Origin of the sequence: Pseudoalteromonas umbrosa, assembly GCF_030125375.1 — a bacterium.
GTDB classification, from domain to species: domain Bacteria; phylum Pseudomonadota; class Gammaproteobacteria; order Enterobacterales; family Alteromonadaceae; genus Pseudoalteromonas; species Pseudoalteromonas umbrosa.
The window spans coordinates 25,010-51,017 of the sequence record NZ_JASJUU010000007.1 but is presented as its reverse complement, the minus strand read 5'-3'; the positions used below and the strand labels follow the sequence as shown (position 1 = coordinate 51,017).

The 26,008-nt window shown below is 43.4% G+C and carries 23 protein-coding genes and 11 tRNA genes; 9 read left to right on the top strand and 25 right to left on the bottom strand.

Annotated features, from left to right (window positions below):
* Positions 1-265 precede the first annotated feature (265 nt).
* The 5 genes from QNM16_RS19770 to QNM16_RS19750 all read left to right on the top strand — a co-directional run bounded on the left by QNM16_RS19770 (position 266) and on the right by QNM16_RS19750 (position 7,503).
* Positions 266-592, top strand: a complete 327-nt coding sequence (locus tag QNM16_RS19770; RefSeq protein WP_284022035.1) for a 2Fe-2S iron-sulfur cluster-binding protein — start codon at positions 266-268, stop codon at positions 590-592.
* A complete protein-coding gene (locus QNM16_RS19765) occupies positions 579-1,982 on the top strand; it encodes an FAD/NAD(P)-dependent oxidoreductase (RefSeq protein WP_284022034.1) in 1,404 nt (467 codons plus the stop codon). The genes QNM16_RS19770 and QNM16_RS19765 overlap by 14 nt, the downstream gene beginning before the upstream one ends.
* A complete protein-coding gene (locus QNM16_RS19760; RefSeq protein WP_284022033.1) occupies positions 1,969-3,186 on the top strand; it encodes an NAD(P)/FAD-dependent oxidoreductase in 1,218 nt (405 codons plus the stop codon). The genes QNM16_RS19765 and QNM16_RS19760 overlap by 14 nt, the downstream gene beginning before the upstream one ends.
* A gap of 178 nt (positions 3,187-3,364) precedes the next feature.
* Complete coding sequence (locus QNM16_RS19755; protein ID WP_284022032.1) at positions 3,365-6,598, top strand: S41 family peptidase; 3,234 nt, start codon at positions 3,365-3,367, stop codon at positions 6,596-6,598.
* A 161-nt stretch (positions 6,599-6,759) separates the two neighbouring features.
* Positions 6,760-7,503, top strand: a complete 744-nt coding sequence (locus tag QNM16_RS19750; RefSeq protein ID WP_284022031.1) for an SDR family oxidoreductase — start codon at positions 6,760-6,762, stop codon at positions 7,501-7,503.
* A gap of 220 nt (positions 7,504-7,723) precedes the next feature.
* Here QNM16_RS19750 and QNM16_RS19745 read toward each other — a convergent pair whose 3' ends face one another.
* From QNM16_RS19745 to miaB, 8 genes are all read right to left on the bottom strand, one after another.
* Positions 7,724-8,068, bottom strand: coding sequence for a hypothetical protein (locus tag QNM16_RS19745; protein WP_284022030.1), 345 nt, complete (start codon positions 8,066-8,068; stop codon positions 7,724-7,726).
* Positions 8,069-8,162: 94 nt separating this feature from the next.
* On the bottom strand, positions 8,163-8,705 hold the full coding sequence (locus tag QNM16_RS19740) for a GNAT family N-acetyltransferase (RefSeq protein WP_284022029.1): 543 nt from the start codon (positions 8,703-8,705) through the stop codon (positions 8,163-8,165).
* Between the two features lies 1 nt (position 8,706).
* Complete coding sequence (locus QNM16_RS19735; protein WP_284022028.1) at positions 8,707-8,946, bottom strand: helix-turn-helix domain-containing protein; 240 nt, start codon at positions 8,944-8,946, stop codon at positions 8,707-8,709.
* A gap of 192 nt (positions 8,947-9,138) precedes the next feature.
* Complete coding sequence (lnt, locus tag QNM16_RS19730) at positions 9,139-10,716, bottom strand: apolipoprotein N-acyltransferase (protein WP_284022027.1); 1,578 nt, start codon at positions 10,714-10,716, stop codon at positions 9,139-9,141.
* Entirely contained in the window at positions 10,694-11,572 is an 879-nt protein-coding gene (gene corC / locus QNM16_RS19725; protein WP_063363196.1) for a CNNM family magnesium/cobalt transport protein CorC, read from the bottom strand. The genes lnt and corC overlap by 23 nt, the downstream gene beginning before the upstream one ends.
* Before the next feature lie 18 nt (positions 11,573-11,590).
* Positions 11,591-12,052, bottom strand: coding sequence for an rRNA maturation RNase YbeY (gene ybeY / locus QNM16_RS19720; protein ID WP_284022026.1), 462 nt, complete (start codon positions 12,050-12,052; stop codon positions 11,591-11,593).
* Positions 12,049-13,098, bottom strand: coding sequence for a PhoH family protein (locus QNM16_RS19715; RefSeq protein ID WP_039608383.1), 1,050 nt, complete (start codon positions 13,096-13,098; stop codon positions 12,049-12,051). The genes ybeY and QNM16_RS19715 overlap by 4 nt, the downstream gene beginning before the upstream one ends.
* A 54-nt stretch (positions 13,099-13,152) precedes the next feature.
* Positions 13,153-14,586 carry a tRNA (N6-isopentenyl adenosine(37)-C2)-methylthiotransferase MiaB gene (gene miaB / locus QNM16_RS19710; protein WP_284022025.1) on the bottom strand — a complete coding sequence of 478 codons (1,434 nt, stop codon included), beginning with the start codon at positions 14,584-14,586 and terminating at the stop codon, positions 13,153-13,155.
* A 266-nt stretch (positions 14,587-14,852) separates the two neighbouring features.
* Here miaB and QNM16_RS19705 point away from each other — a divergent pair, with 266 nt between their 5' ends.
* Positions 14,853-16,016, top strand: coding sequence for an FAD-dependent oxidoreductase (locus QNM16_RS19705; RefSeq protein ID WP_284022024.1), 1,164 nt, complete (start codon positions 14,853-14,855; stop codon positions 16,014-16,016).
* 169 nt (positions 16,017-16,185) lie between these two features.
* Here the strand turns inward: QNM16_RS19705 and QNM16_RS19700 are convergent.
* The 17 genes from QNM16_RS19700 to lolB form a co-directional block, all read right to left on the bottom strand.
* Positions 16,186-16,270: transfer RNA gene (locus QNM16_RS19700), tRNA-Leu, on the bottom strand.
* A gap of 29 nt (positions 16,271-16,299) precedes the next feature.
* Positions 16,300-16,374 (bottom strand) — tRNA-Gln (locus tag QNM16_RS19695).
* A 38-nt stretch (positions 16,375-16,412) separates the two neighbouring features.
* Positions 16,413-16,497: transfer RNA gene (locus tag QNM16_RS19690), tRNA-Leu, on the bottom strand.
* 22 nt (positions 16,498-16,519) lie between these two features.
* A tRNA-Gln gene (locus tag QNM16_RS19685) sits at positions 16,520-16,594 on the bottom strand.
* Positions 16,595-16,636: 42 nt separating this feature from the next.
* Positions 16,637-16,721: transfer RNA gene (locus tag QNM16_RS19680), tRNA-Leu, on the bottom strand.
* Between the two features lie 22 nt (positions 16,722-16,743).
* Positions 16,744-16,818, bottom strand: a tRNA-Gln gene (locus QNM16_RS19675).
* Positions 16,819-16,856: 38 nt separating this feature from the next.
* Positions 16,857-16,941 (bottom strand) — tRNA-Leu (locus QNM16_RS19670).
* 22 nt (positions 16,942-16,963) lie between these two features.
* Positions 16,964-17,040 (bottom strand) — tRNA-Met (locus QNM16_RS19665).
* 2 nt (positions 17,041-17,042) lie between these two features.
* A tRNA-Gln gene (locus QNM16_RS19660) sits at positions 17,043-17,117 on the bottom strand.
* A 33-nt stretch (positions 17,118-17,150) separates the two neighbouring features.
* A tRNA-Leu gene (locus tag QNM16_RS19655) sits at positions 17,151-17,235 on the bottom strand.
* 47 nt (positions 17,236-17,282) lie between these two features.
* Positions 17,283-17,359, bottom strand: a tRNA-Met gene (locus QNM16_RS19650).
* 319 nt (positions 17,360-17,678) lie between these two features.
* Positions 17,679-18,770 carry a redox-regulated ATPase YchF gene (ychF, locus tag QNM16_RS19645; protein ID WP_039608386.1) on the bottom strand — a complete coding sequence of 364 codons (1,092 nt, stop codon included), beginning with the start codon at positions 18,768-18,770 and terminating at the stop codon, positions 17,679-17,681.
* 46 nt (positions 18,771-18,816) lie between these two features.
* A complete protein-coding gene (gene pth, locus QNM16_RS19640) occupies positions 18,817-19,401 on the bottom strand; it encodes an aminoacyl-tRNA hydrolase (RefSeq protein WP_039608387.1) in 585 nt (194 codons plus the stop codon).
* A 19-nt stretch (positions 19,402-19,420) separates the two neighbouring features.
* Entirely contained in the window at positions 19,421-20,029 is a 609-nt protein-coding gene (locus QNM16_RS19635; RefSeq protein WP_039608388.1) for a 50S ribosomal protein L25/general stress protein Ctc, read from the bottom strand.
* A 202-nt stretch (positions 20,030-20,231) separates the two neighbouring features.
* The gene (locus tag QNM16_RS19630; RefSeq protein ID WP_284022023.1) at positions 20,232-21,179 is read right to left on the bottom strand and encodes a ribose-phosphate pyrophosphokinase; all 948 of its coding nucleotides are present in this window, start codon (positions 21,177-21,179) and stop codon (positions 20,232-20,234) included.
* 84 nt (positions 21,180-21,263) lie between these two features.
* Entirely contained in the window at positions 21,264-22,118 is an 855-nt protein-coding gene (gene ispE / locus QNM16_RS19625; protein WP_284022022.1) for a 4-(cytidine 5'-diphospho)-2-C-methyl-D-erythritol kinase, read from the bottom strand.
* Positions 22,118-22,705 (bottom strand): lipoprotein insertase outer membrane protein LolB, encoded by a 588-nt coding sequence (gene lolB, locus QNM16_RS19620; RefSeq protein ID WP_284022021.1) that lies wholly within the window; start codon positions 22,703-22,705, stop codon positions 22,118-22,120. The genes ispE and lolB overlap by 1 nt, the downstream gene beginning before the upstream one ends.
* A gap of 83 nt (positions 22,706-22,788) precedes the next feature.
* Here lolB and hemA point away from each other — a divergent pair, with 83 nt between their 5' ends.
* Genes hemA through prmC form a run of 3 tightly spaced genes read left to right on the top strand, consistent with a single transcriptional unit; the run spans position 22,789 to position 25,985 of the window.
* A complete protein-coding gene (gene hemA, locus QNM16_RS19615; protein WP_237135940.1) occupies positions 22,789-24,045 on the top strand; it encodes a glutamyl-tRNA reductase in 1,257 nt (418 codons plus the stop codon).
* Positions 24,046-24,052: 7 nt separating this feature from the next.
* Positions 24,053-25,138, top strand: coding sequence for a peptide chain release factor 1 (gene prfA / locus QNM16_RS19610; protein WP_063360590.1), 1,086 nt, complete (start codon positions 24,053-24,055; stop codon positions 25,136-25,138).
* The gene (gene prmC, locus QNM16_RS19605) at positions 25,131-25,985 is read left to right on the top strand and encodes a peptide chain release factor N(5)-glutamine methyltransferase (protein ID WP_417710299.1); all 855 of its coding nucleotides are present in this window, start codon (positions 25,131-25,133) and stop codon (positions 25,983-25,985) included. The genes prfA and prmC overlap by 8 nt, the downstream gene beginning before the upstream one ends.
* The last annotated feature ends 23 nt before the right edge of the window (positions 25,986-26,008 follow it).

Below are 26,008 nucleotides of genomic sequence, written 5' to 3'. Positions count from 1 at the left end.
ATCATACTTTTTATGTTGATATATATTGCATAACTGGTCAGTCCAATAAATTTTAAGTCACTAATTTAGTGAAAAAATATAGGGTTTTATAATTCTTTACATTCACATTTTTTAGGAAAAATAAATTACATGGCATTACAAATTGCCGCTTTTTCTCAGTTCCTTAATTTAGATCAACAAATATTTAACTGTTGTAAAAAATGGGTTTTTATTGGCAGTTTTTTACCCTAGGCTGACATGAAATTTAGTAGCGAAAGGTAAAAAAATGACAACAGCGACGCGTACAAAGGATATTACGCCTTTAGACTCAATCACATTTCAAATTCTCATAGATGACCAACCTATTAACGCATGTGAAGGTGAAACTATCCTATCAGTGCTACAGGCCGCAGACATTAAGCAAATATGTGAAAACGACAGAAAAGTTGTCACGGGCGGGTATTGTGCAATGGGCGTTTGCCATTGCTGCCATGTAAAAGTGAATAAACGATACAAGCAAAGGGCGTGTCAGACCTTAGTGGAACCGAATATGCAGGTAGAAACGTTGAGTAATCGTTTTAAAGATGTGGGGATTGATCATGAAAAAGTCTAATCCTGTTGTGATTGTGGGTGGAGGGCCTTCTGGTACGGCTGCAGCTGCGATGCTTGGAAAGTACCAAATCCCATCAGTTATCATTGATGAGACCTCCAAAATAGGGGGGGTTATCTATCGTGGGCCACTTAGAAATACAGCTACATTGCCGCATTTGGACGATAATTTACAGCGTGCAATGAGTGCTTTGCGCACTCGTTATGAAAAGCACAAATCGTTCATTGAGCTCAAGTTGCAAACTCGTGTACTGGGGCCTGAAGGTGATCAGCATTTATTATTGAGTGAAGGTGGGGGATTGACCACGTTAGAGCACAATGAGCTGATCTTAGCAACGGGCTGTCATGAGCGCAGTGTTCCTTTTCCTGGCTGGCAGTTGCCTGGGGTAATGTTACTGGGTGGTGTGCAATTACAAATCAAAAGTGGCTTGGTAAAGCCGGGCAGCAAAATGGCTTTGTTAGGCACGGGCCCATTATTACCCTTAGTGGCGTGTCAGCTGCATAAAGCGGGTGTTGATGTTGTGGGTGTTTATGAAGCGAGCGCTTTCAACAAACTAGCCAAAGAAGCGGTGGCCTTGTTACATAAACCGAAACTAACGCTCAATGGCTTAAGCATGATGAGCTACTTGAAAAAGCATCAAATTCCTTTTCGCTATGGTCACGGTATTGTTAGTGCACAGGGGGATACATACCTAGAGCAAGTGTCTGTCGCGCCATATGATGATCAGTGGCGTCCTGATATTAGTCAGGCTAAGCCATTAGACGTGGATGCGATTGGTGTCGGTTATGGTTTTGTTGCACGCACTCAATTGGCCATGTTACTCGGTATTGAACATGACTATTCTAAAGTAAGTGGTTACATACCTAAGCTTGATGATAATTATCAAAGTAGTCAAAAAAATACTTATGTGGTTGGTGACAGCAGCGGCTTGCTGGGAGCAGATGCTGCGATTTGTGAAGGGCAGATAGCTGCGCTCAACATTGTGCATCAACGTGGCTTGCTAGACAGTGCGACAATGGAAAAAGAAAAGCGAAAAATAGAGCGCAAGCATGCGCGCATCAAGCGTTTTCGATTTGGCTTTGATCGCTTTAGTGCGCGTCAGACTGGGTTATTGGATTTACCTCAAGACGATACAGTTGTGTGTCGCTGTGAGCAAGCAACTAAAAAGCAGCTTACTGATGCTATCGACGAGGGTGTGAAAGATCTAACAACACTGAAAATGCGTACCCGGATTGGTATGGGCGATTGTCAGGGAAAAACGTGCAGTAGTTATGCCCTTGATTTACTTCATCAGGCTGGACATGACAAAAATACAGGGGTAATAAAACCTCGATTCCCGCTTGATCCTATCCCTTTTACTTTTATGGAAGAAACGCTAAATGAACAAGTATGATGTTGTAATTGCCGGTGGTGGTGCTGTAGGCGCTGCGTGTGCTTATTTTTTAAGTCGTGATACAGGCTTAAAGATTGCGCTGGTTGATTTAAAAAAGCCCGGTAATGCATCCAGAGCATCGGCTGGTGGATTATGGGCCATCGGTGAGTCAGTAGGACTTGGCTGCGGTGTTATATTCTTTAAAACTTTGTCCAAACTGCACAGTGAGGCCAAAGGTGAAGAAGTGCCAACTATGCGTCCACACCAATTACCAGACTGCTTTTTTGAATTTGCACTCAAATCCAATGATATGTACCCAGATTTATATGAAGAACTGCGTACCAAGCATAATGTTGATTTTAAATTTGAACGCACTGGGCTTAAATTTATTATGTATAACCGTGAAGATGAGTTGTATGCCGATCAAATTGTCAGTGGCATTCCTCATTTAAGTGACCAGATCCGTTGGTTGAATGCCGAGCAGTTAAAAGCTGAGGAGCCTTATGTCACGTCAGATGCCATTGGTGCGATAGACTTTATTTGCGACCACCAAGTGAATCCTTATCGTTTAGTTGAAGCATATACTGAAGCAGCGAGACAAAATGGTGTTGAGTTGTTCTTAAATACTGAAATCCAGTCAGTATTAAAAGAGGGAGAGCGAGTGGTGGGCTTGCAAACCGCTGCCGGAGAGTTGCGCTGTGATACGCTCGTTAATGCAACTGGGGCATGGGCTAATGATCTGTATAAACAGGCAACAGGCAAAGATATGCCTGTTTATCCAGTTAAAGGGCAAATTGTCTTATCTGAGCGCATGCCAAAAATTATGAATGGCTGTATCAGCACCAGTGATTGTTATATCGCGCAAAAAGACAACGGAGAGATCTTGATAGGCTCGTCAACGGAAGAAAAAGGGTTCGATACTACCAATAGCCTAGATAAGATCCAAGAATTGTCCCGAGGGGCGATGAAGTGCTTACCGATTCTCAATGAGTCTAATATCAAGCGTTGTTGGGCAGGCCTTAGACCGGGCACGCCAGATGAGCTGCCTATTTTGGGCAAGGTGTCTGGTGTGGAAGGGTACCTTAATGCATGTGGTCATTTTAGAACGGGGATTTTGACGTCGGCCATTACAGGTAAATTGATAACCGAACTCGTCACCAATCAGCCAACTTCTATTGATTTGACACCGTTTAATGTCAGTCGTTTTGATAACGATCCCACATAACTAAACTTACCCTCTTGATGACTCACACGGCTGTGTGAGTCATTTATTCATCTATTTACATTTTGTGACGATTTTTCAGTTTAATTTGGTGGGTATTTTTGTGCTTTTTATCGCATCAACCTGACTTTATGAGTGAAATTGTTATCATGTAACAGTCAAATTTATATACGAGATAATAATGAAAATTAAGCACTTGTTTGCAGCGATGGCTGCTGTGCTTGGGCCGCTAGCAAGCCCTTTAGCGAGCGCCTACAGCACTGAAGATACCCGTTTATTAAGATTCCCTGATATCCATAAAGAGCACGTTACTTTTGTGTACTCTGGCGATATCTATGTTGCGAATACAAATACAGGCAAAAGCACGCGTTTAACGGATCATGTGGGTTTCGAAACTTTCCCTAAGTTTTCACCAGATGGCGAAAAAATTGCTTTTGCTGCTGAATATAACGGTAGCCGTCAAATCTATGTGATTAATCGAGATGGTTCAGGTCTAAAGCAACTGACTTATTATAATGATGTCGGTCCTATGCCGCCTCGAGGTGGTTTTGATTACCGCGTATTAGATTGGACACCTGATGGTAAGCATATTGTTTTCCGTGCTAACCGTACACCTTGGGGTAAACGCATGGGTCGTCCTTACATGGTGCCAGTAGAGGGCGGTTTAGAGCAGCCACTTGCGATTCCTGAAGGTGGCGGCGGTATGCTATCTGGTGATGGCAGTAAGTTTGTATATACGCCAATTGATCGTGAATTCCGTACTTGGAAGCGTTCTCGTGGTGGGCGTGCGCAAGATGTATGGGTCTATGATTTAGATAAGAATACGTCTAAGCAATTGACGACACACCGTGCAACTGATCAGCAACCAACTTGGGTGAATGACAGCATTTACTTCGTCTCTGACAGAGATTATACACTTAACCTTTACAAATATCGTGAAGGCAAAAAGCCAGTCAAAATGACGGACCATAAAGAGTTTGATGTATTGTGGCCATCAGCCGGTCCTGACTCAATCGTTTATGAAAACGGTGGTTATTTATATCGCTTCAATGAAGCAAATAAAATGACCGAAAAACTGACTATCAATGTTGATGGTGTACGCAAGTCGGCACTGCCTTACACTAAGAATGTGAGCAAGTTCATTGACTCAATGGATATCTCACACGATGGTAAACGTGCAGTGTTTACAGCCCGTGGTGAGATTTTCTCAGTACCGGTGAAAAATGGACCAACACGCAATTTGTCACATACACCAGCTGGTCGTGAAATCGCAGCAACGTGGTCGCCAAATGCACGTTATGTCGCTTATTTAAGTGATGCGACGGGCGAATATGAGATTTATATAAAAGATCGTGCCAATAACAATGCAGTCAAGCAACTAACTGATAATGGAACTATTTGGCGTTTCGATCCTATCTGGTCACCAGACAATACCAAGCTATTATTTGCAGACAAAGACCATATTATTTGGTGGTTAGATGTTGAGAGCGGCAAGTTACACAAGATTGACCGTGGTTTGCACGATGAGCGCAGCATCACACAATATACGTGGTCACCAAACAGCAAAGACTTAATCTTTGTTAAGAATAACGAAAACCGTTATTCATCACTTTGGCACTATAACGTTGAGTCTAAAAAGGTAAGCCGCTTAACTGATGACATGACGTCTGAGTCAAACCCAACGTTCTCAGAAGATGGCCAGTACATTTACTTCACTTCTGAACGTGATTTTAATTTAGCATTTAGCTCGTATGAGTTTGATTATCTGTTTAATAAAGCCACACGAATTTACTCGGTAGCGGTGAACGACAGTATTCAACCTATCAACACGCTACAAAGTGATGAAACACAAATTGTCGGTGACGATAAAGCGTCAGAAGAGAAGACAGAGCTGGACACCAGCATTCAAGTTGATGGCTTTATGGATCGCGTCGTGTCATTACCTGCCCCTGCAGGCAACTACTCATCACTGACTGGCGTTAAAGGCGGTGTGTTAACACTGAGCGGCGGTACACTGAAGCTGGTTGAAAACAAGGTTGATGGTAAAGTTAAGACTGTCGCGAAAGGTGTCAGTGAGTACACAGTCTCTGCAAATCGTGAGCATGTCATTGCACGTGCTGGCAGCAAGTACAGTGTGATCAAACCAAAAGCGAAGCAAGATCTGAAAGCGAATCAACTTGATCTTAGCAACATGAACCTGAAGATTGACCCTCGTGTTGAGTGGTCACAAATGTACACAGAAGGTTGGCGTACATTACGCGATTGGTTCTATGACGCAAATCACCACGGTCAAGACTGGGACGCAATCTTGAAGCGCTACCAACCTATGGCCGATGCAGCAGCGCACCGCACAGATATTGATTATGTGTTGAGTGAAATTGCTGGTGAAATCAATGCAGGTCACATTTATGTGCAATCAGGTGATGAGCCAAAAGGCGAGCGTAAAAAGCATGGCTTGCTAGGTGCTGAAGTGGCAAGCCACCCGTCAGGTTTTGTGACTCTTAAACATATATTTAAAGGCGAAAACTGGCATGAAGACTTCCGCTCTCCACTGGGTGAGACTGGTGTGCGTGCAAGTGAAGGTGATTTCATCTTGGCGGTTAACGGTCGTAATGTAAATGAAGTGAGTAACTTCTATGAGTTACTAGAAAATACACAAGGCGAGCAAGTTGAGCTTATTCTTAGCAAATCAACAAGCTTTGACGATAGCTGGAAAGTAACCATTAAACCTGTGAAGAGTGAAATCGGTCTACGCTACTTACAGTGGGTTGAAACGCGTAAAGCTTATGTCGATGAATTATCTGGCGGACGTATCGGCTATGTTCATTTGCCAAACACGGCATATGAAGGTAACCGTTCGATGTTCAAGAACTTTATGCCGCAAACAACCAAAGATGCGTTGATCATTGATGACCGTTACAACGGTGGTGGTTTTATTCCTGAGCACGTGATCACTTGGTTAGCACGCAAGCCGCTAAACTATTGGAAGCGTCGTGGTGTAACACCAACAAAAACACCTCAGTTTGCTCATGATGGACCAAAAGCTATGCTGATCAATGGCTATTCAAGCTCAGGTGGCGATGCTATTCCTTACTACTTCCGTCAAGCGGGTCTAGGTAAGTTGATCGGTACTCGTACTTGGGGTGGCTTAATTGGTATCTCTGGTAACCCATACTTAGTTGACGGTGGTCAGGTAATTGCGGCGACATTCCGTATTCTTGATAATGACGGCAATTGGATCATCGAAAATGAAGGGGTTGTCCCAGATATCGAAGTTATTGATCGCCCAGAGCTTATTCAAGCCGGTAAAGATCCGTCAGTTGAGCGTGCGGTGAAAGAGCTATTAAAAGAGCTTGATGAAAACCCTAAAAAGAAACTTGTTGTGCCACCGGCACCGACTAAGTTTATTGACTAAATACACGCAATGTTAAAAAGGAGCTGAAAGGCTCCTTTTTATTTTTGGTGGCATGACGAAAAGTGTACTCGCAAGTATTCAGTTCCGTTATGTGATAATTTGAATGTTGATACTGAAAAAAGTGCTAGGTTATTGAACACAAATCCCAATAAGGAATATAAATGAAGGTTGTATTGATCACTGGTGGGAGCCGAGGTATTGGCGCTGCAACGGCCAAAAAGCTTGCTCAGCAAGGATATGCCGTTGCCATTAATTTTAAGTCTAACCATCACGCTGCGCACCAAGTTCAAAAAGATATCATTGAGGCTGGTGGTAAGGCCCAGTGTTTTCAAGCAGATATCAGTGAAGAGGTACAGGTTGTCGAACTGTTTCAAGCCGTGCAAACGCATTTTGGTCCAGTCACTCATTTAGTCAATAATGCAGGTGCCTTGACCAAGCAAATGCGGGTTGAAGAAATGACTGCCGAACGTATTAATTGGATGTTGATGCAAAATGTCACGCCGTATTTTATTTGTGCGCGTGAGGCAATTAAACAGATGCGCCAGAGCAATCTTGTCAAGCAGTGCGCTATCGTAAACGTATCATCGGCAGCATCTTATCTGGGCGGTGCGAACGAGTATGTGGACTATGCTGCATCAAAAGGGGCCATCGATAGCTTTACGAAAGGTCTGTCTTTGGAACTCGCAGCAGAGGGAATACGTGTCAATGGTGTACGGCCCGGTTGTATTTATACCGATATTCATGCGGATGGTGGTGAGCCTAATCGAGTGGATAGAGTAGCTGAATTATTACCGCTAAAACGTGGGGGTACATCCGAAGAAGTCGCAAACGCAATAGTCTGGCTGTTGAGTAGCGAGGCATCTTATGCAACAGGGACATTTATTGATTTGGCGGGGGGGAAATAGTCGTCGCTCCACTGCCATTGTCGTTTAAGTTTAGTGATTCCCCTAACGGCTTAATCATTTCTAGGCCATAGCATTCTTTATTTTAACGCTTATTTAATCGCATTTACTCTGATGCCTGATAGAAAAAATTGCCTGTATGTATGCAGAGTTTGTTCATTAGATTTCCATGAGCCCACACAAAGATTTTGTGAGGGCTCACTAGTAGCATTGTTTAGTTATTTTATTTCTTGGCAATCGCTATCAGAGCGTTATCAGTACTGCCGTCCCAGCAGCGCGTATCTCCGCCTTCTCTATTCTCTAGTACCAGCGCATATTCAGTACCGTATTTCTCGCCTTCTTCGATGGCTTTCAATACTGGGCCTAGTAAATAAGTATGGGTGTCATAAATCCAAACAGGTTCCATTTGATTACCTGTGCGAGTGCTTTTGTACTGGACTTCAAAGTTTCCGTATTTAGAGACAACTTTTGTCACAATACCTGAGCAGATAAAGACTTTTGCTTGTGCAGCAAAAGTACTGCTGAGGATACACAGACTGACTAAAGCGCTTAAAGTACGAGTTTTCATTTTTTCTTCCTTAAGTTTAATAGAAGCCAAAATTGGCGATAAAAGATTAAACCTTTGCGATGAATAATTTGTGTATCGTGTATTTCATTTGCATTTAATTTACATTTAAGCAGGCGGTGCCATGCGCAAGGTATTTATAGTAGTAACTGGTACTATGCAGTTGGCCTTGATTATCCGATACGTAAAATGGGATCTGGCCAACTTTAGTGTAACCAAAGGCTTGATAGAATAACTCCGCCTTGTCTGTGCTTTGTGTATCTAAAACCAGTAATGTTCGCCCATTTTCCAATGCGCTTTGTTCCATGTGACGCATTAAAATTGTGGCGTAGCCTCTACGCTGTGTATTTGGGTGAACCAAAAGTTTTTCGACATCAGCTCGATGTCGGCCATTTTCTTTCATACATAGAGAGAGCTGTACCGTCGCAACTAAGGCGTCGCCACGATAAAGTGCATAGAGCTTACGCTCTTTCGTAGCGATGGCTTGTGCAACTGAATACCAGTATTGCTGTAGCATGTCTGAGTTTACCGGCGTATAAAAGCCAAGAGAGGCGCCATGCTCTATACAGACGGTGAGTAGATCGCACAATTGACTATGAGTATCTAACCCTATGGTATCGAGCTGTTTGATTTTTAACATTTTAACATCCTTTTTTGAGCTGTTCGATATCCGATTCAAGGCAGGCTAGCTGCTGTAATAACCTTTCTTTTTGTTTTTGGAGTTTGCTTAGCTGCTGTGTATGAGAGGTATTGTGCGCACGCACTGCACGATACAGTGCTTGCTTTGATATTTGGTAAGACTCTGCGATGTCGCTAATACTTAATCCATGCTTACTCACCATATAAACGGCTTGAACTAGGTTTGGTGTGTTATTTAACAAGTTGGGTTCCATCATTGACTCTATTGTTTTATGAAACCTTATGATAAGAAAGAACAATGCCAAATCAATAAGTTCAATATTTTCAATGCTTTAACTTTATTTGGTGTGCGCTAGATGTGCCAGGGGAGGGCGATATGTATGAAGTTGCACCATTTTAAGGCACATATTAATAATAGGGTGAAGTAAAAGGCATTAAAAAAATGCCTTTTCCATTTTAGATGATAAATAATTTCTACTATTGGCAGCTAACACCAGTAACAGCAAGATACCGACTAAGATCCAAACTGGTGTATGACCGTGCTTACTAAAAAAACTATGGCCGGATATCAGTTTTAAATCTGTACTGAGAATGCCACTGGTAAACTGAGCAATGGTTACCTGCTGGTGTGAGATGGGATCATATACGCCACTAATGCCGTTATTTGTAACTCTCACCATTGGTCTTTGGAGCTCCAAGGCTCTCATTCTGGCGATTTGCATATGCTGGTGTGGGCCATGAGAGTCGCCAAACCAAGCATCATTACTCACTGTAAACAAGATATCTGAAGAAGTTGTATAGTTTCCTCTAACTAGCTCGCTGAAGGCGATTTCGTAGCAAATTGCTGGCAATACGTGAATGCCATTAGCAAGCAGATTGTTTTGCACCGCATCTCCGCGAGAAAAAGAAGACATGGGCAAATCAAATAGGGGAGCTAGAGGTCTGAGCAGGTCCTCAAAAGGTACAAACTCACCGATGGGTAACAGTTGATGTTTCTGATAGCGGTTTCTGTGCAGGTATTGATATTGCCCTTCGGTATCTTCTTGATGTTTTTTACCAAGTACAATCAGGGTGTTGTATACACTACGCGTGTCGAATTGGTAATCAGGAATACCAGTGATCAAAGCGGTATTATTAAAAGCAGCGGCTTTGTCTAAATTGACCAAGTAATCAAATGCATAATCTTCAATTTCGGGGATAGCGGCTTCTGGCCAAACTACCAAATCAACATCGGTCCAGTTCGGTCTGGTCATATCTTGATATTTGGACATGGTAGGCCAAAACTGCTCGGGCTCCCAGCGTAAGCTTTGCTGAATGTTCCCTTGTACGAGTAATGTTTTTAGATGTTTCCCACTGTAATTTGTATCTGTGTTTTGCATAGATAACAAATAAGCGATGCCGACAGGCACCATAGTGATGATTGCGGCTTTATACTGCTTGTAATTGATCAGCCAATATAGTGCATAGGCGATGATGATACACAATATAGTTAAGCCAAATTCACCTATCCAAGGAGCTAGCGTATTAAGTGGAGAATCAGTGAGGGTATAACCAAAACTGAGCCATGGAAAACCCGTAAAGAGCGTGCCTCTTAAGTACTCAGTGATGGCTAAGCCACTGATTAAAAGTGCAAATCGTTGCAAAGGAGATTTGCTGTAGCGGGTAGCAAACGCAAATGCTAAAGCAGGATAAAGCGCTAAGTAAGCACATAACATAGCCATGGCCATGAGCGATAGCACAATGGGCAACCCACCGAATTGTGCGATAGACACATGTACCCAGCTAATGCCTAGTGCAAACCAACCAAAGCCAAATAAAAAGCCATATTTAGCAGCTTGTTTGGGAGTAGGTTGATCTGTTACATAAAAGGCAGTGACAAGGCAGACAAATGTCAGTGGCCAAAAGCTAAAAGGTGCGTATGCAAAAGTCAGTGCACAGCCTGCAATCAGTGCAAGCCATGCGTTTTTATCTTTTGCAAAAGAAATAAGCTTATTCAGTGGTATCTTCAACATGCTCTGTTTTTGGAACAGTGACCTGAAGCTGTAATATACGGCGATTATCTGAGTTAGTTATTTTGAATTGCAGCGGTCCAACATCAATGGTTTCTCCTTTGCTTGGCATATGACCAAACGCATGTAGGATGATACCACCAATGGTGTCAGCTTCTTGAGTATCAAAGTCTGTCTTAAAGAATTCATTAAACTCTTCAAGCGGCGTTAATGCTTGCACATTAAACACATGCTTTGACAGCTGGCGAATATCTTGTTGCTCGTCTTCATCATCATGTTCATCCTCAATTTCACCCACAATGGTTTCAAGGATATCCTCGATAGTGACAAGACCCGAAACGCCGCCATATTCATCAATAACAATCGCCATATGGTAGCGTTTTTGTCTAAACTCGTTGAGCAAAGTGTCTACACGTTTACTTTCTGGTACTACAATAGCCGGGCGCAAGTACTCTTTAATCGCAGGTAGTGCGCCATTTTGTTGCACTATCAGAGGTAAGAGATCTTTTGCAAGCAAAATACCTTCTACGTGGTCTTTGTCCTCGCAAACAACAGGAAAGCGAGAATGACTAGACTCTACCATAGCAGGGAGCTGTGATTCCAAGTCTTGCTCAACATCTAGCGTTATCATCTGAGAGCGAGGAATCATGATATCACGAACTTTAAGTTCAGAGACGCTCAGCACGCCTTCCATCATGTCTTTGGTCTCAGGGTCGATAAGTGCTCGTTCTTGAGCGTCAGCAATGACTTCTACCAACTCTTCTTTGTTTTGGGGTTCCCCTTGCAGCATCTGAGTGATGCGTCCAAGCCAGTTTCTGCTAGAAGAACCCTGGCTACTTTGCGAGTTATCGTCGCTCATTGTAGTTCTTTACTCCACTTAGTTAATGTCATCACGATATGGGTCTGCAATGCCCAGATCGGCTAAAAATTCTTTTTCTAGACTTTCCATTTCCATGGCGTCTTGTTCATTTATATGGTCAAAGCCCAACAAATGCAAGCACCCATGTATGACCATATGTGCAAAATGGTCGTGGAAAGTTTTTTCTTGTTCCTGTGCCTCACGAAAAACCACCTGAGGACAGATAATTAAGTCACCGACTAAAGGTAATTCAATGCCAGGCGGTGCTTCAAACGGAAAAGACAACACATTAGTTGGCTTATCTTTTCCACGATATTGGCTGTTGAGCTCTTGGCTCTCCGCCTCATCGGCAATGCGAATTGTGACTTCGGCGTACTCTCTATACGGCAAAAGTGCTTTTTCGGCCCAATTTTGAAATTGATGTTCATTGGGTAAATTGTCAAACTCACAGGCGAGCTGCAAATCTACATCGACACTCATGACTCTGGACCTTGTTGTTCAGCTGCTTGCTGTTTCGCTTTTTGCTTAGCGACTTTTTCTTGACGCTCTTGCTCTTCTTTTGCTTCATAGGCTTCCACGATTCGTGCCACAACTGGGTGACGAACGACATCGTGAGATTTAAAGAAGTTAAATGAAATTTCATCGACATTGCTGAGTACTTCAATGGCATGACGAAGACCAGAGCGTGCGCCCCTAGGTAAGTCGACCTGAGTAATATCACCGGTGATCACGGCTTTTGAATTAAAACCGATACGCGTTAGGAACATTTTCATCTGTTCTGTAGTCGTGTTTTGGCTTTCATCCAAAATGATAAAGGCATCGTTCAAAGTTCTACCACGCATGTATGCCAGCGGTGCTACTTCTATGACATTTTTTTCAATTAAGCGTTCAACTTTTTCAAAACCAAGCATCTCAAATAATGCGTCATATAAAGGACGTAAGTATGGATCAATTTTTTGTGTTAAATCACCTGGTAAAAATCCCAGCTTTTCGCCGGCTTCAACCGCTGGACGCGTTAGTAGAATACGTCTGATCTCTTGCCTTTCTAGCGCATCAACCGCAGCAGCAACGGCAAGGTACGTTTTACCTGTGCCTGCAGGACCAATACCAAAGCTGATGTCGTGAGTTAAGATATTTGCCACATATTGACTTTGATTTGGGTTACGAGGTTTGACAACACCACGGCGAGTTTTAATGAAAACTTCTTTTTCCCATACATTCGGCGCGTCTTGTTCTAGGCAATTTGCTTCTGTGATGGCGAGGTGGACATTGTCTGGCTCTATGTCTTTGGCTTTGCCTTTCACTGGCTGAGTATCAACATACAGAGACTTTATAATATCAACAGCAGCTTTAGCTGTAACTTGATTACCCGTTACTTTAAACCAGTTATCTCTGTGTGCGACTTCGACACCTAGACGGCGTTCAATTTGTTTTAGATTATCGTCAAAAGGACCACAAAGAGAAGAGAGACGGTTGTTGTCGGCAGGTTCTAGATAAAACTCAATATTTTTTACTTGGTTGCTCAAAATGACTTCCTAAGATTGATTGCGCCAGCAAAATGCTGGCGCAAAACAAATGTTCTATGGTGTAAAAGTTGCAACACCAATCTCATTGGCTTGTGGTTCTGACGGTGCACGACTAAGGATATCTGACGGTGCAACATCACGTCGCAAGTCCATTTCAGCCTCAGTTCGGATCAATTCACCACGCAATGAGTTTGGTAGCGCCTCAGTAATACGCACGTCAACGAACTGACCGATCACTGAGTGTGGACCTTCAAAGTTCACTACACGGTTATTTTCGGTACGTCCTCGCAGTTCCATTGGATTCTTTTTCGAAGGACCTTCAACAAGAATACGCTGCTCAGTATCAAACATTTTACGGCTGATATCTTGTGCCATTTGGTTGATGCGGTTTTGTAATAGATACAAACGCTCTTTCTTTTCTTGCTCTGGTACATCATCTGGTAAGTCTGCCGCTGGAGTACCTGGGCGCGCTGAGTAGATGAAGCTGAAGCTCATATCAAAGCCAATCGCGTTGATAAGGTTCATCGTTTCTTCAAAGTCTGCCTTGCTTTCGCCCGGGAAACCAATGATGAAGTCTGAGCTCATGCTTAGGTTTGGACGGATCTTGCGTAGCTTACGGATAGTAGACTTGTATTCAAGTGCAGTATGGCCGCGCTTCATCAAGTTAAGTACACGGTCTGAACCACTTTGTACTGGCAAGTGCAGGTGATCAACAAGCTCAGGTACGTCTGCGTAGGCTTCAATGATGTCAGGTGTAAACTCAACAGGGTGTGACGTGGTATAACGAATACGGTCAATACCATCAATCGCAGCCACATAACGCAGTAGATCAGAGAAGTAGCACACTTCACCATCGTGCATTTCACCGCGATAAGCGTTTACGTTTTGACCCAGTAAGTTCACTTCACGCACGCCTTGCTCTGCAAGTTGCGCAACTTCTAAAATAACATCGTCTAGCGGACGGCTTACTTCCTCACCACGCGTGTAAGGCACAACGCAGAAAGTACAATATTTAGAACAGCCTTCCATGATGGATACGAACGCCGTTGGGCCTTCTGCTTTTGGCTCTGGTAAACGGTCAAACTTTTCAATCTCAGGGAAAGAAATATCGACCACTGAGCCTTCTTTGCTTTGCACTTGCTTGATCATTTCTGGCAGACGGTGCAGTGTTTGCGGACCGAATACGATATCAACGAATGGTGCACGTTGACGGATTGTGTCACCTTCTTGTGAGGCTACACAGCCACCTACGCCGATAACCAAATCAGGGTTATCTTCTTTTAATAACTTCCAGCGACCCAACTGGTGGAATACTTTCTCTTGTGCCTTCTCACGAATTGAACACGTGTTGAGTAGGATCACATCCGCCTGTTCAGCTTCTTCTGTCAGCTGATAGCCGTTAGTGGCATCAAGCAGATCCGCCATTTTCTGGGAGTCATACTCGTTCATTTGACAGCCCCAGGTTTTGATATGCAATTTTTTACCCATTGAAATAAAGCCTCGTTTTCAATTCGATGATCAGCACAACGCCTTGCCAGTTATTAAAAATACCCCAAGAACTGGCAAACACTTACTAAAATAGCTTAAAAAGAGGCGTATTTTATCTGACCTATAGTCACTAGCCAAGTATAGATTTCATCTTTCAAAATGGGGATCAAGGAGGGTTGTAATTATTCGGCTACAATCATGCAAAGAGATCTTTTTTTCACGAATTAAGATACAATGTAATTACACCAGCTAATTTAGGCAAATTTATGAAAAATAACGTGTTGATCGTCGGTGGCGGCATGGTTGGCGCAGCGGCTGCGGTGGAGCTTGCTCGTCAAGGATGTCAGGTCACTGTGATAGAAAATAATCCCATAGATCCGAAAGCCATACTTGAAGGCGAGCAGGTGGACATTCGAGTCTCTGCCATCAACCGTTTTTCAGAAGCGTTATTAGATAAACTCGGTGCAATGCCACTGATAAGGGCGAGTCGCAATGCGCCTTACCACCAGTTAGAGGCGTATGAACGAGGCAGCGAGCATTTGGTGTTTGATAGAGCCGATGTATCCACTTCTCATTTAGGCCACTTAGTCGAGAATAGCATTATTCAAGCGTCGCTTTGGTCACAGTTTGAAGACAATCATATTCAAGTTGAAACAGTCACTGATGCACCCATCGCGATTGAGCAGCACTTAAGCAGTATCGATTTGGTTTACCCTCAGCAGCGCTTTAGTGCGGACCTCGTCATTGCAGCCGACGGTGGTCGCTCTGCGCTGCGTAGTCTTGCAGGTATTGGCGTAACAGGGTGGCAATATCAGCAGCATTGTATGGGTATTCTGATCAAGCTTGACGGACCGCAACAGGTGAAAACGTGGCAAGAGTTTAAACCCACTGGCCCCATCGCCTTTTTGCCCATGCAAGCACCTTACGCCAACTTAATTTGGTATCACCATGGCTCTGAGCTAAAACGTTTAAAAGGCTTATCTAATGAGGCGTTAAAACAAGAAATATTAGAGCACTTTTTTGACTTACCGGGAGATTTTACCGTTGAGCAAAGCGCTGTATTTCCACTTGCACGCCAACATGCCAATCAATATAGCAAAGGACGTTTGGTGTTAGTTGGGGACGCTGCCCATACGATTAATCCACTTGCAGGGCAGGGCGTTAATCTTGGTTTTAAAGATGTGGCTGCACTTGGCGGATGTTTGCAAGGATTTGATGATGTTGGCGAGCTTGCTCGTCTTCATCAATATGAAAAAATGCGCCGCAAAGATAATTTGTTAATGATGAGCATGATGGACGCTTGCTATTTTGGCTTTTCAAATGAGATTAAGCCGCTCAAATCACTGCGAAGCCTTGCGTTAAAAGTGGCAAATAAAGCAGGCCCTATTAAACGAGAAGTGCTTAAGCATGCGATGGGTGGTAGCTTCTGATTTAGTTAAAACTTTAAACTATTAAAATTAAGGGAGCTACAGGCTTCCTTTTTTATGTGTAGCTGAAATAGCAAAGGATTAAGACTAAATAAAGTGTAATGTGAGAATATAAAAGGGATATAAATGTATATTAAGAGGAGATTAAAGAGTTATTTAGATGAGTTAAACATGGTGCGGAAGGAGAGACTTGAACTCTCACATCCGAAGATACTGGAACCTAAATCCAGCGCGTCTACCAATTCCGCCACTCCCGCAATGTTTAATAATTATCTTTGTAGATAATTGGCTGGAGTACCAGGATTTGAACCTGGGAATGGCGGGATCAAAACCCGCTGCCTTACCGCTTGGCGATACTCCAACAAAGGTAGTCGATTATTTTAGTTCTTATCGAGAACATGGTGCGGAAGGAGAGACTTGAACTCTCACATCCGAAGATACTGGAACCTAAATCCAGCGCGTCTACCAATTCCGCCACTTCCGCATAGTGTTATCTCGTAAAGAGATGGCTGGAGTACCAGGATTTGAACCTGGGAATGGCGGGATCAAAACCCGCTGCCTTACCGCTTGGCGATACTCCAACAAAGGTAGTCAAAGTTATTTTAGTTCTAACTTTAAGAACATGGTGCGGAAGGAGAGACTTGAACTCTCACATCCGAAGATACTGGAACCTAAATCCAGCGCGTCTACCAATTCCGCCACTCCCGCATAGTGTTATCTCATAAAGAGATGGCTGGAGTACCAGGATTTGAACCTGGGAATGGCGGGATCAAAACCCGCTGCCTTACCGCTTGGCGATACTCCAACAAAGGTAGTTGATTATTTTAGTTCTTATCGAGAACATGGTGCGGAAGGAGAGACTTGAACTCTCACATCCGAAGATACTGGAACCTAAATCCAGCGCGTCTACCAATTCCGCCACTTCCGCATGTATTTTCTTTTTAAGAAAATGGTGGCTATGCCCTGATTTGAACAGGGGACCCCATCATTATGAGTGATGTGCTCTAACCAGCTGAGCTACATAGCCATTGGCTGGAGTACCAGGATTTGAACCTGGGAATGGCGGGATCAAAACCCGCTGCCTTACCGCTTGGCGATACTCCAACGAAACGATTATTTTAGTTCTTATCGAGAACATGGTGCGGAAGGAGAGACTTGAACTCTCACATCCGAAGATACTGGAACCTAAATCCAGCGCGTCTACCAATTCCGCCACTCCCGCACATTAGGGTAGTTAGTTTTAAAGTTGCTAATCAACTTGAAAAAGAATGGTGGCTATGCCCTGATTTGAACAGGGGACCCCATCATTATGAGTGATGTGCTCTAACCAGCTGAGCTACATAGCCATCTCTTTTTCGTTCATCACCATCGCTGGTGCGGGGCGTATTATGCGTATATGCCCCCATGCCGTCAACACCTTTTTTCGAAAAAATTTCGTATCACAGATTGTTTGCAGATAAATTAAGCGAAACGGCCTGTTTTTATACCAAAACAAAAGGAAAAGTACAATTATCGACAACAATCAAGGTTAAAAAATATAGCAGTGTTTTGTACCTTTTAAGGTGAAAAGCGCAATCGGAGCGTTTTTGAATTGATAAAAGTGTCGAACGGACACAAAAAAAGCCCTGAATGAGGGCTTTTTTAGTCATTGTATAAGAGAGGTCATTAAACGTTGAACAAGAAGTTCATTACGTCGCCATCTTTTACGATGTAATCTTTACCTTCTTGGCGCATTTTACCTGCATCTTTTGCACCGCTTTCACCTTGGTATTCAATGTAGTCATCAAAACCAATCGTCTGTGCACGAATAAAGCCACGCTCAAAGTCAGTGTGAATTTTACCAGCAGCTTGTGGTGCCGTTGCGCCAACAGGAATGGTCCATGCGCGCACTTCTTTTACACCCGCAGTAAAGTAGGTTTGTAATTTAAGAAGTTCGTAACCGCCGCGGATCACTAAGTTAAGACCTGGCTCTTCAAGACCAAGATCAGCCATGAACTCAAGCTTGTCTTCTTCTTCAAGTTCAGACAGCTCTGATTCAATCGCAGCACATACTGGGATCACAACCGCGTCTTCAGCAGCTGCAATTTCACGTACTTTGTCTAAGAATGGGTTGTTTTCGAAACCATCTTCTGTGACGTTGGCGATATACATTGTCGGTTTGATCGTTAAGAAGTTAAGCGGCTTGATAGCAGCAAGTTCTTCTTTAGTTAGCTCTAAAGAACGCAGTGTTAGGCCTTCATCAAGGTGTGCTTTAACTTTTTCTAATACGTCGTTTTGGAATTTAGCTTCTTTGTCGCCGCCTTTTGCTTTTTTAGCATTACGTTGTGCTGCGCGATCTGCTGCTTCCATATCTGATAAAACAAGCTCAGTATTGATAACGTCAATATCATCAGCAGGGTTAACTTGACCCGAAACGTGTACGATATTTTCATCTTCAAAACAGCGAACAACATGGCCAATGGCATCTGTTTCGCGAATGTTTGCTAAGAACTGGTTACCAAGACCTTCACCTTTTGATGCGCCTTTTACCAGACCGGCAATATCAACAAATTCCATCGTTGTTGCGATGGTCTTTTGTGGATTAACAATCGCAGCCAGTTGGTCTAGACGAGGATCCGGAACGGCAACAACGCCTGTGTTTGGTTCGATTGTACAAAACGGAAAGTTTGCGGCTTCGATCCCCGCTTTAGTTAATGCATTAAATAGGGTTGATTTACCAACGTTTGGTAAACCCACAATGCCACATTTAAAACCCATAATTTTGAACCTTCAGTTAATCAAATTGTTGCCGTATAAAAATACTTTACGGCTTAAATGAATGTAGTCTGTTTTGTGCTTTTAACACACCGTCTTTCGCTAAAATTTCCATGCAACGAACCGCTTCATCAACGACCGCATCAATTTTTTCTTGGTCAGCTTTTGGTGCTTTACCTAATACCCAGCCCGTGACTTTGTCTCGGTGGCCCGGGTGACCAATGCCTATTCGCAAGCGCATAAATTCTTTATTATTGCCAAGCTTAGAAATAATGTCTTTCAAGCCATTATGTCCACCATGACCACCGCCTTTTTTAATTTTGGCGATACCTGGGTCCATATCCATTTCGTCATGTGCAACGAGAATGTTTTCAGCTGGAATTTTAAAAAAGTTTGCAAGGCTTGAGACTGCTTTGCCACTTAAATTCATATAAGTGGTGGGAATAAGCAATTTGAATTCTTGGTTATTGATAAGTACTTTGCCTGTAAGGCCATGATACTTAGAGTCGGGTTTGAGAATGCAATTGTAGCGCTTTGCCAGTTCTTCTATGAACCACGCACCGGCATTGTGACGAGTGTTTGCATATTCGGGGCCTGGATTAGCCAGGCCCACAAGCATTTGAATATTATTCAAGGTGTTAACACCTTAAAAATTACTCAGCTGCTTCTTCAGCTTCTTCTTCAGAAGCAGCGCCTTTAGGAGCGTTTAAAGTAACAACAGCTTGGTCGTGGTCCGCACCTTTAGCTAGTTCTACTGAAACAACACCTGCAGGTAGTGCAACGTCAGATAGGTGTACAGTTGCACCTACAGCGATTGCAGCAACATCCACTTCTACGAACTCAGGAAGTTGAGCTGGTAGACATGTGATTTCGATTTCTGTTACGTGGTGAGCAACAGTGTTACCGCCTTTAGTAGCAGCGTCTTCGTTGATGAAGTGTACTGGTACTTTAGTGTGGATCTTCTGAGAAGCATCAACACGTTGGAAGTCTAAGTGAGTGATCTTAGGCTTGTACGGGTGACGCTGGATGTCTTTAACGATAGCTTCAACAGACTCACCGCCAATGTTTAGCGTAAGGATGTGAGTGTAGAAACCTTCGTCTTCTTGCATGTGGATCACTTTGTTGTGATCTAGAGTAAGAGAAACAACTTCTTTGCCCGCACCGTAAAGGATTGCAGGAACTTTATCAGCGCGACGTAGGCGGCGGCTCGCACCAGTACCTAATTCTACGCGTACTTCAGCGTCTAAAACGTATTGTGACATAACTGTCTCCAAAATATATAAAGTTAATAATGTCAGAAAACTCGCGACCAAATTCTCTGGCGTATACCTATCAAGCTGACAAATTTTGTCTGCCCAGTAGGTAAAAAAGGCGCGCTAATATAGCACTATCATGGCTAGATTAAAACCATTAGAGCAATAAAAAAGCACCAAACGGTGCTTTTTTATTTAATCTTGCAATGAATTAATGTTCAAACATTGCCGAGATTGATTCTTCGTTGCTGATACGGCGAATAGTTTCTGCCATCATGTCAGCTAAGGTTAACACTTTAACCTTATCAATTGCGCGAAGCTCGTCAGACAATGGAATAGAGTCTGTTACGATCACTTCGTCGATAACTGAGTTACGTAAGTTATCAGCAGCATTACCAGATAAAACTGGGTGCGTTGCATAAGCGAATACACGCTTAGCACCATGCTCTTTCAGTGCAGCAGCAGCTTTACATAAGGTGCCACCTGTATCAATCATATCGTCAACGATAATACAGTCACGGCCTTCTACGTCACCGATAATGTGCATTACTTGTGATACGTTCGCTTGAGGGCGACGCTTGTCGATAATCGCAAGGTCTTTATCGTCAAGTAGCTTTGCAATAGCACGCGCACGTACTACGCCACCAATGTCTGGTGAGACAACAACGACATCGTCGAAATCGCGCTCTTTCATGTCTTCGATAAGTACAGGGCTACCAAATACATTATCTACTGGCACATCGAAGAAGCCTTGGATTTGTTCTGCATGTAGATCCACAGTTAATACGCGGTCAACACCTACACTTGATAGGAAGTCGGCTACTACTTTTGCAGTAATAGGCACACGTGCTGAACGAACGCGGCGGTCTTGACGTGCATAACCAAAATATGGGATTACTGCTGTGATACGGCCAGCAGAAGCACGACGTAGTGCGTCAACCATAACGATAAGCTCCATCAGGTTATCGTTTGTTGGTGCACAAGTTGATTGAATAATAAAGACGTCTGAACCACGTACATTTTCATTGATTTGAACGCTGATCTCACCGTCACTAAAACGGCCTACAACGGCATCACCTAACTCAATAAATAAACGTTTTGCAACTTTTTGAGCTAGCTCGGGTGTTGCGTTACCAGCGAAGAGCTTCATGTCGGGCACGGTAGGGTTCCTCAGGCACTGAATTTTTGGACTAACATGCAAAGACTAAAATAGCACAGTCGATACAGGCTAACTTAAACTAATTTACTTCTCTTTGTTTAGCCACGTAGCTAATTGTTTGTGAGTAATCGACTCACTTGCACTTTTAGCTACAAAGCCTTGCCAAGATGACGGCATTTGCTGGAGTACACGCAGTGCTGTTTGCTCGTCATCAAAAACTGCAAAACAACAACTTCCAGTTCCTGTCATTCTTGACGGCGCATATTTTAGCAACCACGTCAGGGTCTTTTCAACCTCAGGGTAAAGCTTTTTAACTAACTCTTCGCAGTCATTGCGTGTATCTGCCATTTGCCAAGGCGTTTTTAGTTTCGCTGTACTACGTGGTAAGTCCGGATCTGTGAACACTTTTACGGTACTAACATGGACCCCAGGCGCGACCACTAAATACCACTTTTCAGGATAATCAAACGGGGTTAAAACTTCCCCAACACCTTGGGCTAGCGCGGTTTTACCATGAATAAATACAGGGACATCTGCACCGAGTTGTAATCCTATTTTTGCCAGCGCTTGCAGTGTCAGTCCACATTCCCAAAGCGTGTTTAAAGCAAGTAGGGTCGTCGCTGCATCAGAAGAACCACCGCCCACTCCTCCGCCCATAGGTAAGTGTTTCGTTAAATGTACGTTTACACCTTTTTTTACTGTTCGATGGGGTAAAAGTGCTTTGGCAGCTTTATAAATGAGGTTATCTTCATGATTGATTCCCGCTACATCCCCTACTATTTGGATGTCATCTTCTTCAATTAGCTCAAAACTAAGTTCGTCACCAAAGTCGAGCATAGTGAATAGACTTTCAAGTTCATGGTAGCCATCTGCTCTGCGGTTATTGATATGTAAAAAAAGATTGAGTTTAGCGGGCGCTGTTAAAGTAAGTTTGGTCATTATGAGTCGAACTGCCATGCATTAATTTGAATTTTAATTGTAATATCTTGATGTGCCAGTGTCAGCCTCGCAGGCAATGTTAGCCCATTGAAGTTACGATATCGTTGGTATTGGATTGTCCAAACTTTTCCTTGTTCGTCTTGCCAGCTTGCTTGCTGAATATAGCCTGCTGTATCTAGTTCAAAACCCGCTTCAAATCGTGTTGCGGTAAACCAGTTGGGTGCTTGTGTGATAGGTAATTGCCAACCACTTACGCGATGAATAAGTGCAGCGCTTTCTGGTCCGGTATAAGACTTGCCATCTACAACCAGTTCACTATATTGATCAAGTTCCATCATTTTTAAAACTTGAGTACCGATAAAGCTGGTTAAGGTGAGTGTTTGTTTATTATCAGTATATTGCCAATTAAAGTTCACCGACTGTCTATCATCGGGGGCAATAAAGGCAATTTTGCCACGTGCCTGCCATTTATTGAACTCGGCAAGGGTGTTTAGCGTTGCCTGTCCCTGAACTGGGTGCCGTGGTGATTGCGCACAGCCACCTAGAAATAAAAAAAACATGAGCAAAATCAAATGAAACTGTTTCAAATGAGGTTCCTTACTTTCCATATTCGATTGATTTTTGGTAAAATTGGCCGCTTTAAAGCAGGGCTTGGGCAACACTGGCATTTATGACCATCATCGCACTTGGTATTAATCACAAAACCGCTTCCGTCGAATTACGTGAAAAAGTCGCTTTTTCACCCGAGCAATTGTCTCGTGCTTTGGAGCAGCTCAATCAGTTAACAGAGTTTCATGAATCTGTGATTGTGTCTACCTGTAACCGTACCGAAATCTATTGTAGCCTCGACAATGCTAATTCCCAAGCGCTTCTCGGTTGGTTGGCAAATTTCCATGATATCTCCCAGCAAGAGCTAGCGGACAATGTGTATATTCATCAAAATCAAGACGCTGTAAACCATTTAATGCGAGTTGCATGCGGTTTGGATTCATTGGTGTTAGGTGAGCCGCAAATTCTTGGCCAGATAAAGCAAGCTTATAATAGCTCTAAGCATCATCATGTGATCCAGCCCATGTTTGAGCGCTTATTTCAAAAAACCTTCTCGGTTGCAAAGCAAGTGCGAACGGAAACAGAGATTGGTGCCAGTGCGGTATCTGTTGCTTATGCTGCGGTGAATTTAGCAAAGCATATCTATGGCAAGCTGGATAAAACAAAGGTCTTGTTGATCGGGGCGGGTGAAACCATAGAGTTAGTTGCTAAGCATTTGTCTCAACATCACCCACAGCACATTACCGTAGCAAACCGAACGATTGAGCGTGCTAAAAATCTTGCTGAGGAAATTGGCGGGGATGTCATCTCTCTTGCTCAGCTACCAGATGAATTACAGCATGCTGATATCGTGATAAGCTCTACAGCAAGTACTTTACCGATAATTGGTAAAGGGGTGGTAGAGCAAGCGTTAAAGCAAAGAAAGTATCGTCCTATGTTGTTTGTTGATATTGCAGTACCAAGGGACATTGAAAGCCAAGTTAATGAACTGGATGCTGCCTATTTATATACGGTTGATGACTTACAAGCCATCGTTAATGAAAACATCGCAAGTCGCGAGCAGGCGGCAACACAAGCACAGGCGATCATTGATGATAAAACCAGAGAGTTTGCAGATTGGCAGCGCTCTTTAAAATCGGTTGATGTTATTCGCCAGTACAGAACATCAGCACAAGAAATAAAATTAGAGCTCGTGGAAAAGGCTGTAAATCAGCTACAATCGGGTAAAGATTCAGAAAAAGTCTTGCTTGAATTAGCAAATAAGCTAACCAATCGACTCACACACGCCCCAACGCATGCCATTCAAAAAGCTGCAAAAGAAGGGGATACAGAGCGATTAATGGTGCTTAAGCAGGCATTAGGTATTGAACAGGAATAAAATTTAGATGAAAGAGTCTGTCTATCGTAAGTTAGAAACCCTAGTTGAGCGTCATGAAGAAGTAGAGGCGATGCTAGGCGATCCAGAAGTGATTGGCGATCAGAACCGCTTTCGCGCACTTTCTAAAGAGTACTCAGAACTTGAAGATGTTGTAAAAACATTTACTGCTTATCAGCAAGCACAAGAAGATGTCGCTACAGCAGAAGAGATGCTAAAGGATTCAGATCCTGATATGCGAGAAATGGCGCAAGAAGAATACAAAGAAGCCAAGGCGGCGATTGTTGAGTTAGAAGATCAGCTACAAGTATTGATGCTGCCAAAAGATCCAAAAGACGATAACAATGTTTACCTAGAAGTACGTGCGGGTACAGGTGGTGATGAGGCCGCAATATTTGCAGGTGACTTATTCCGTATGTACAGCCGCTATGCGGAAACGCAAAAGTGGCAAGTAGAGGTTGTAAGCGCTAACGAGGGTGAACACGGCGGTTATAAAGAAGTCATTGCCAATATTAAAGGCGATGGGGTGTACGGCAAGCTGAAGTTTGAGTCAGGCGCGCACCGTGTACAACGTGTTCCAGAGACGGAATCACAAGGTCGTGTTCATACATCTGCGTGTACTGTTGCTGTGATGGCTGAAATCCCAGAGGCGGAAGCCATTGAGATTAACCCTTCAGATTTAAAAGTGGATACGTTTAGAGCATCAGGTGCCGGTGGTCAGCACGTTAACAAAACAGACTCAGCAATTCGTATAACCCACATTCCAACAGGTGTTGTTGTTGAGTGTCAGGATGAGCGTTCTCAGCATAAAAACCGTGCTAAAGCGTTATCTGTACTCGGTGCGCGACTGCAGCAGGCTGAAGACGAAAAGCGTCAAGCGGCTGAGGCGAGCGAGCGTCGCAACTTAGTGGGTAGTGGAGACCGCTCTGAGCGTATCCGTACTTATAACTATCCTCAAGGTCGTATCACGGATCACCGCATCAATTTAACGTTATACCGTTTAAATGAAGTAGTTGGTGGTGAGCTAGGCGCGATTATTGACCCGCTTCTTCTTGAGCACCAAGCAGACCTACTGGCTGCGATGGGTGATGATTAAGGTGAGCCCAATCTCCAATGCCCAAGCAATCGCTTGGGCAACTCAGCAACTAATTGAACACTCTGATTCCCCAAAACTCGACGCAGAAGTCCTCTTACTACACATTCTAGATAAGCCCCGTAGTTACTTATTTACCTGGCCTGAAGCAGCATTATCTGACGAACATCATCAAGCTTTTAAAGCGCACATCGCAAGGCGATTAGAAGGAGAACCTGTTGCGCATATTACCGGTGAGCGTGAGTTTTGGAGTCTCCCCCTTTATGTCAACAACAGCACCTTAATCCCAAGACCAGATACGGAAACCTTGGTGGAGTGCGCCCTTGGCTTGTCATTGCCTCATACCGCAAAGGTCTTAGATCTAGGTACTGGTACTGGCGCTATTGCGCTGTCATTGGCCAGTGAAATGCCGTCTTGGCAAGTTTGGGCGGTGGACTACTCACAAGATGCTGTGGCGTTGGCAACTCGCAATCAACAAAGACATGCATTGAACAATGTCACTATTGCACAAAGTGATTGGTTTTCAAATGTGCCAGCACAGCAATTTGATTTGATTGTCAGTAATCCGCCGTATATCGAAAACAACGATGTACATTTAACCCAAGGGGATGTGCGTTTTGAACCCTTGTCTGCTTTAGTTGCTGAAGAAAATGGCTATGCAGATATACGTCATATTGCTTCACAAGCGAGAGAGTACCTGAGCTCAGACGGTTTTATTTTGATAGAACATGGCTTTGAGCAAGGTGAGGGTGTAAGAGAGATTTTTGCACAAATGAACTATCGCAATATACTTACAATAAAAGATATGGCAGGCTGTGATAGAGTAACTTTGGCACAGATGCCTGAGTGATGCGTTGAATGCATTAATATTTT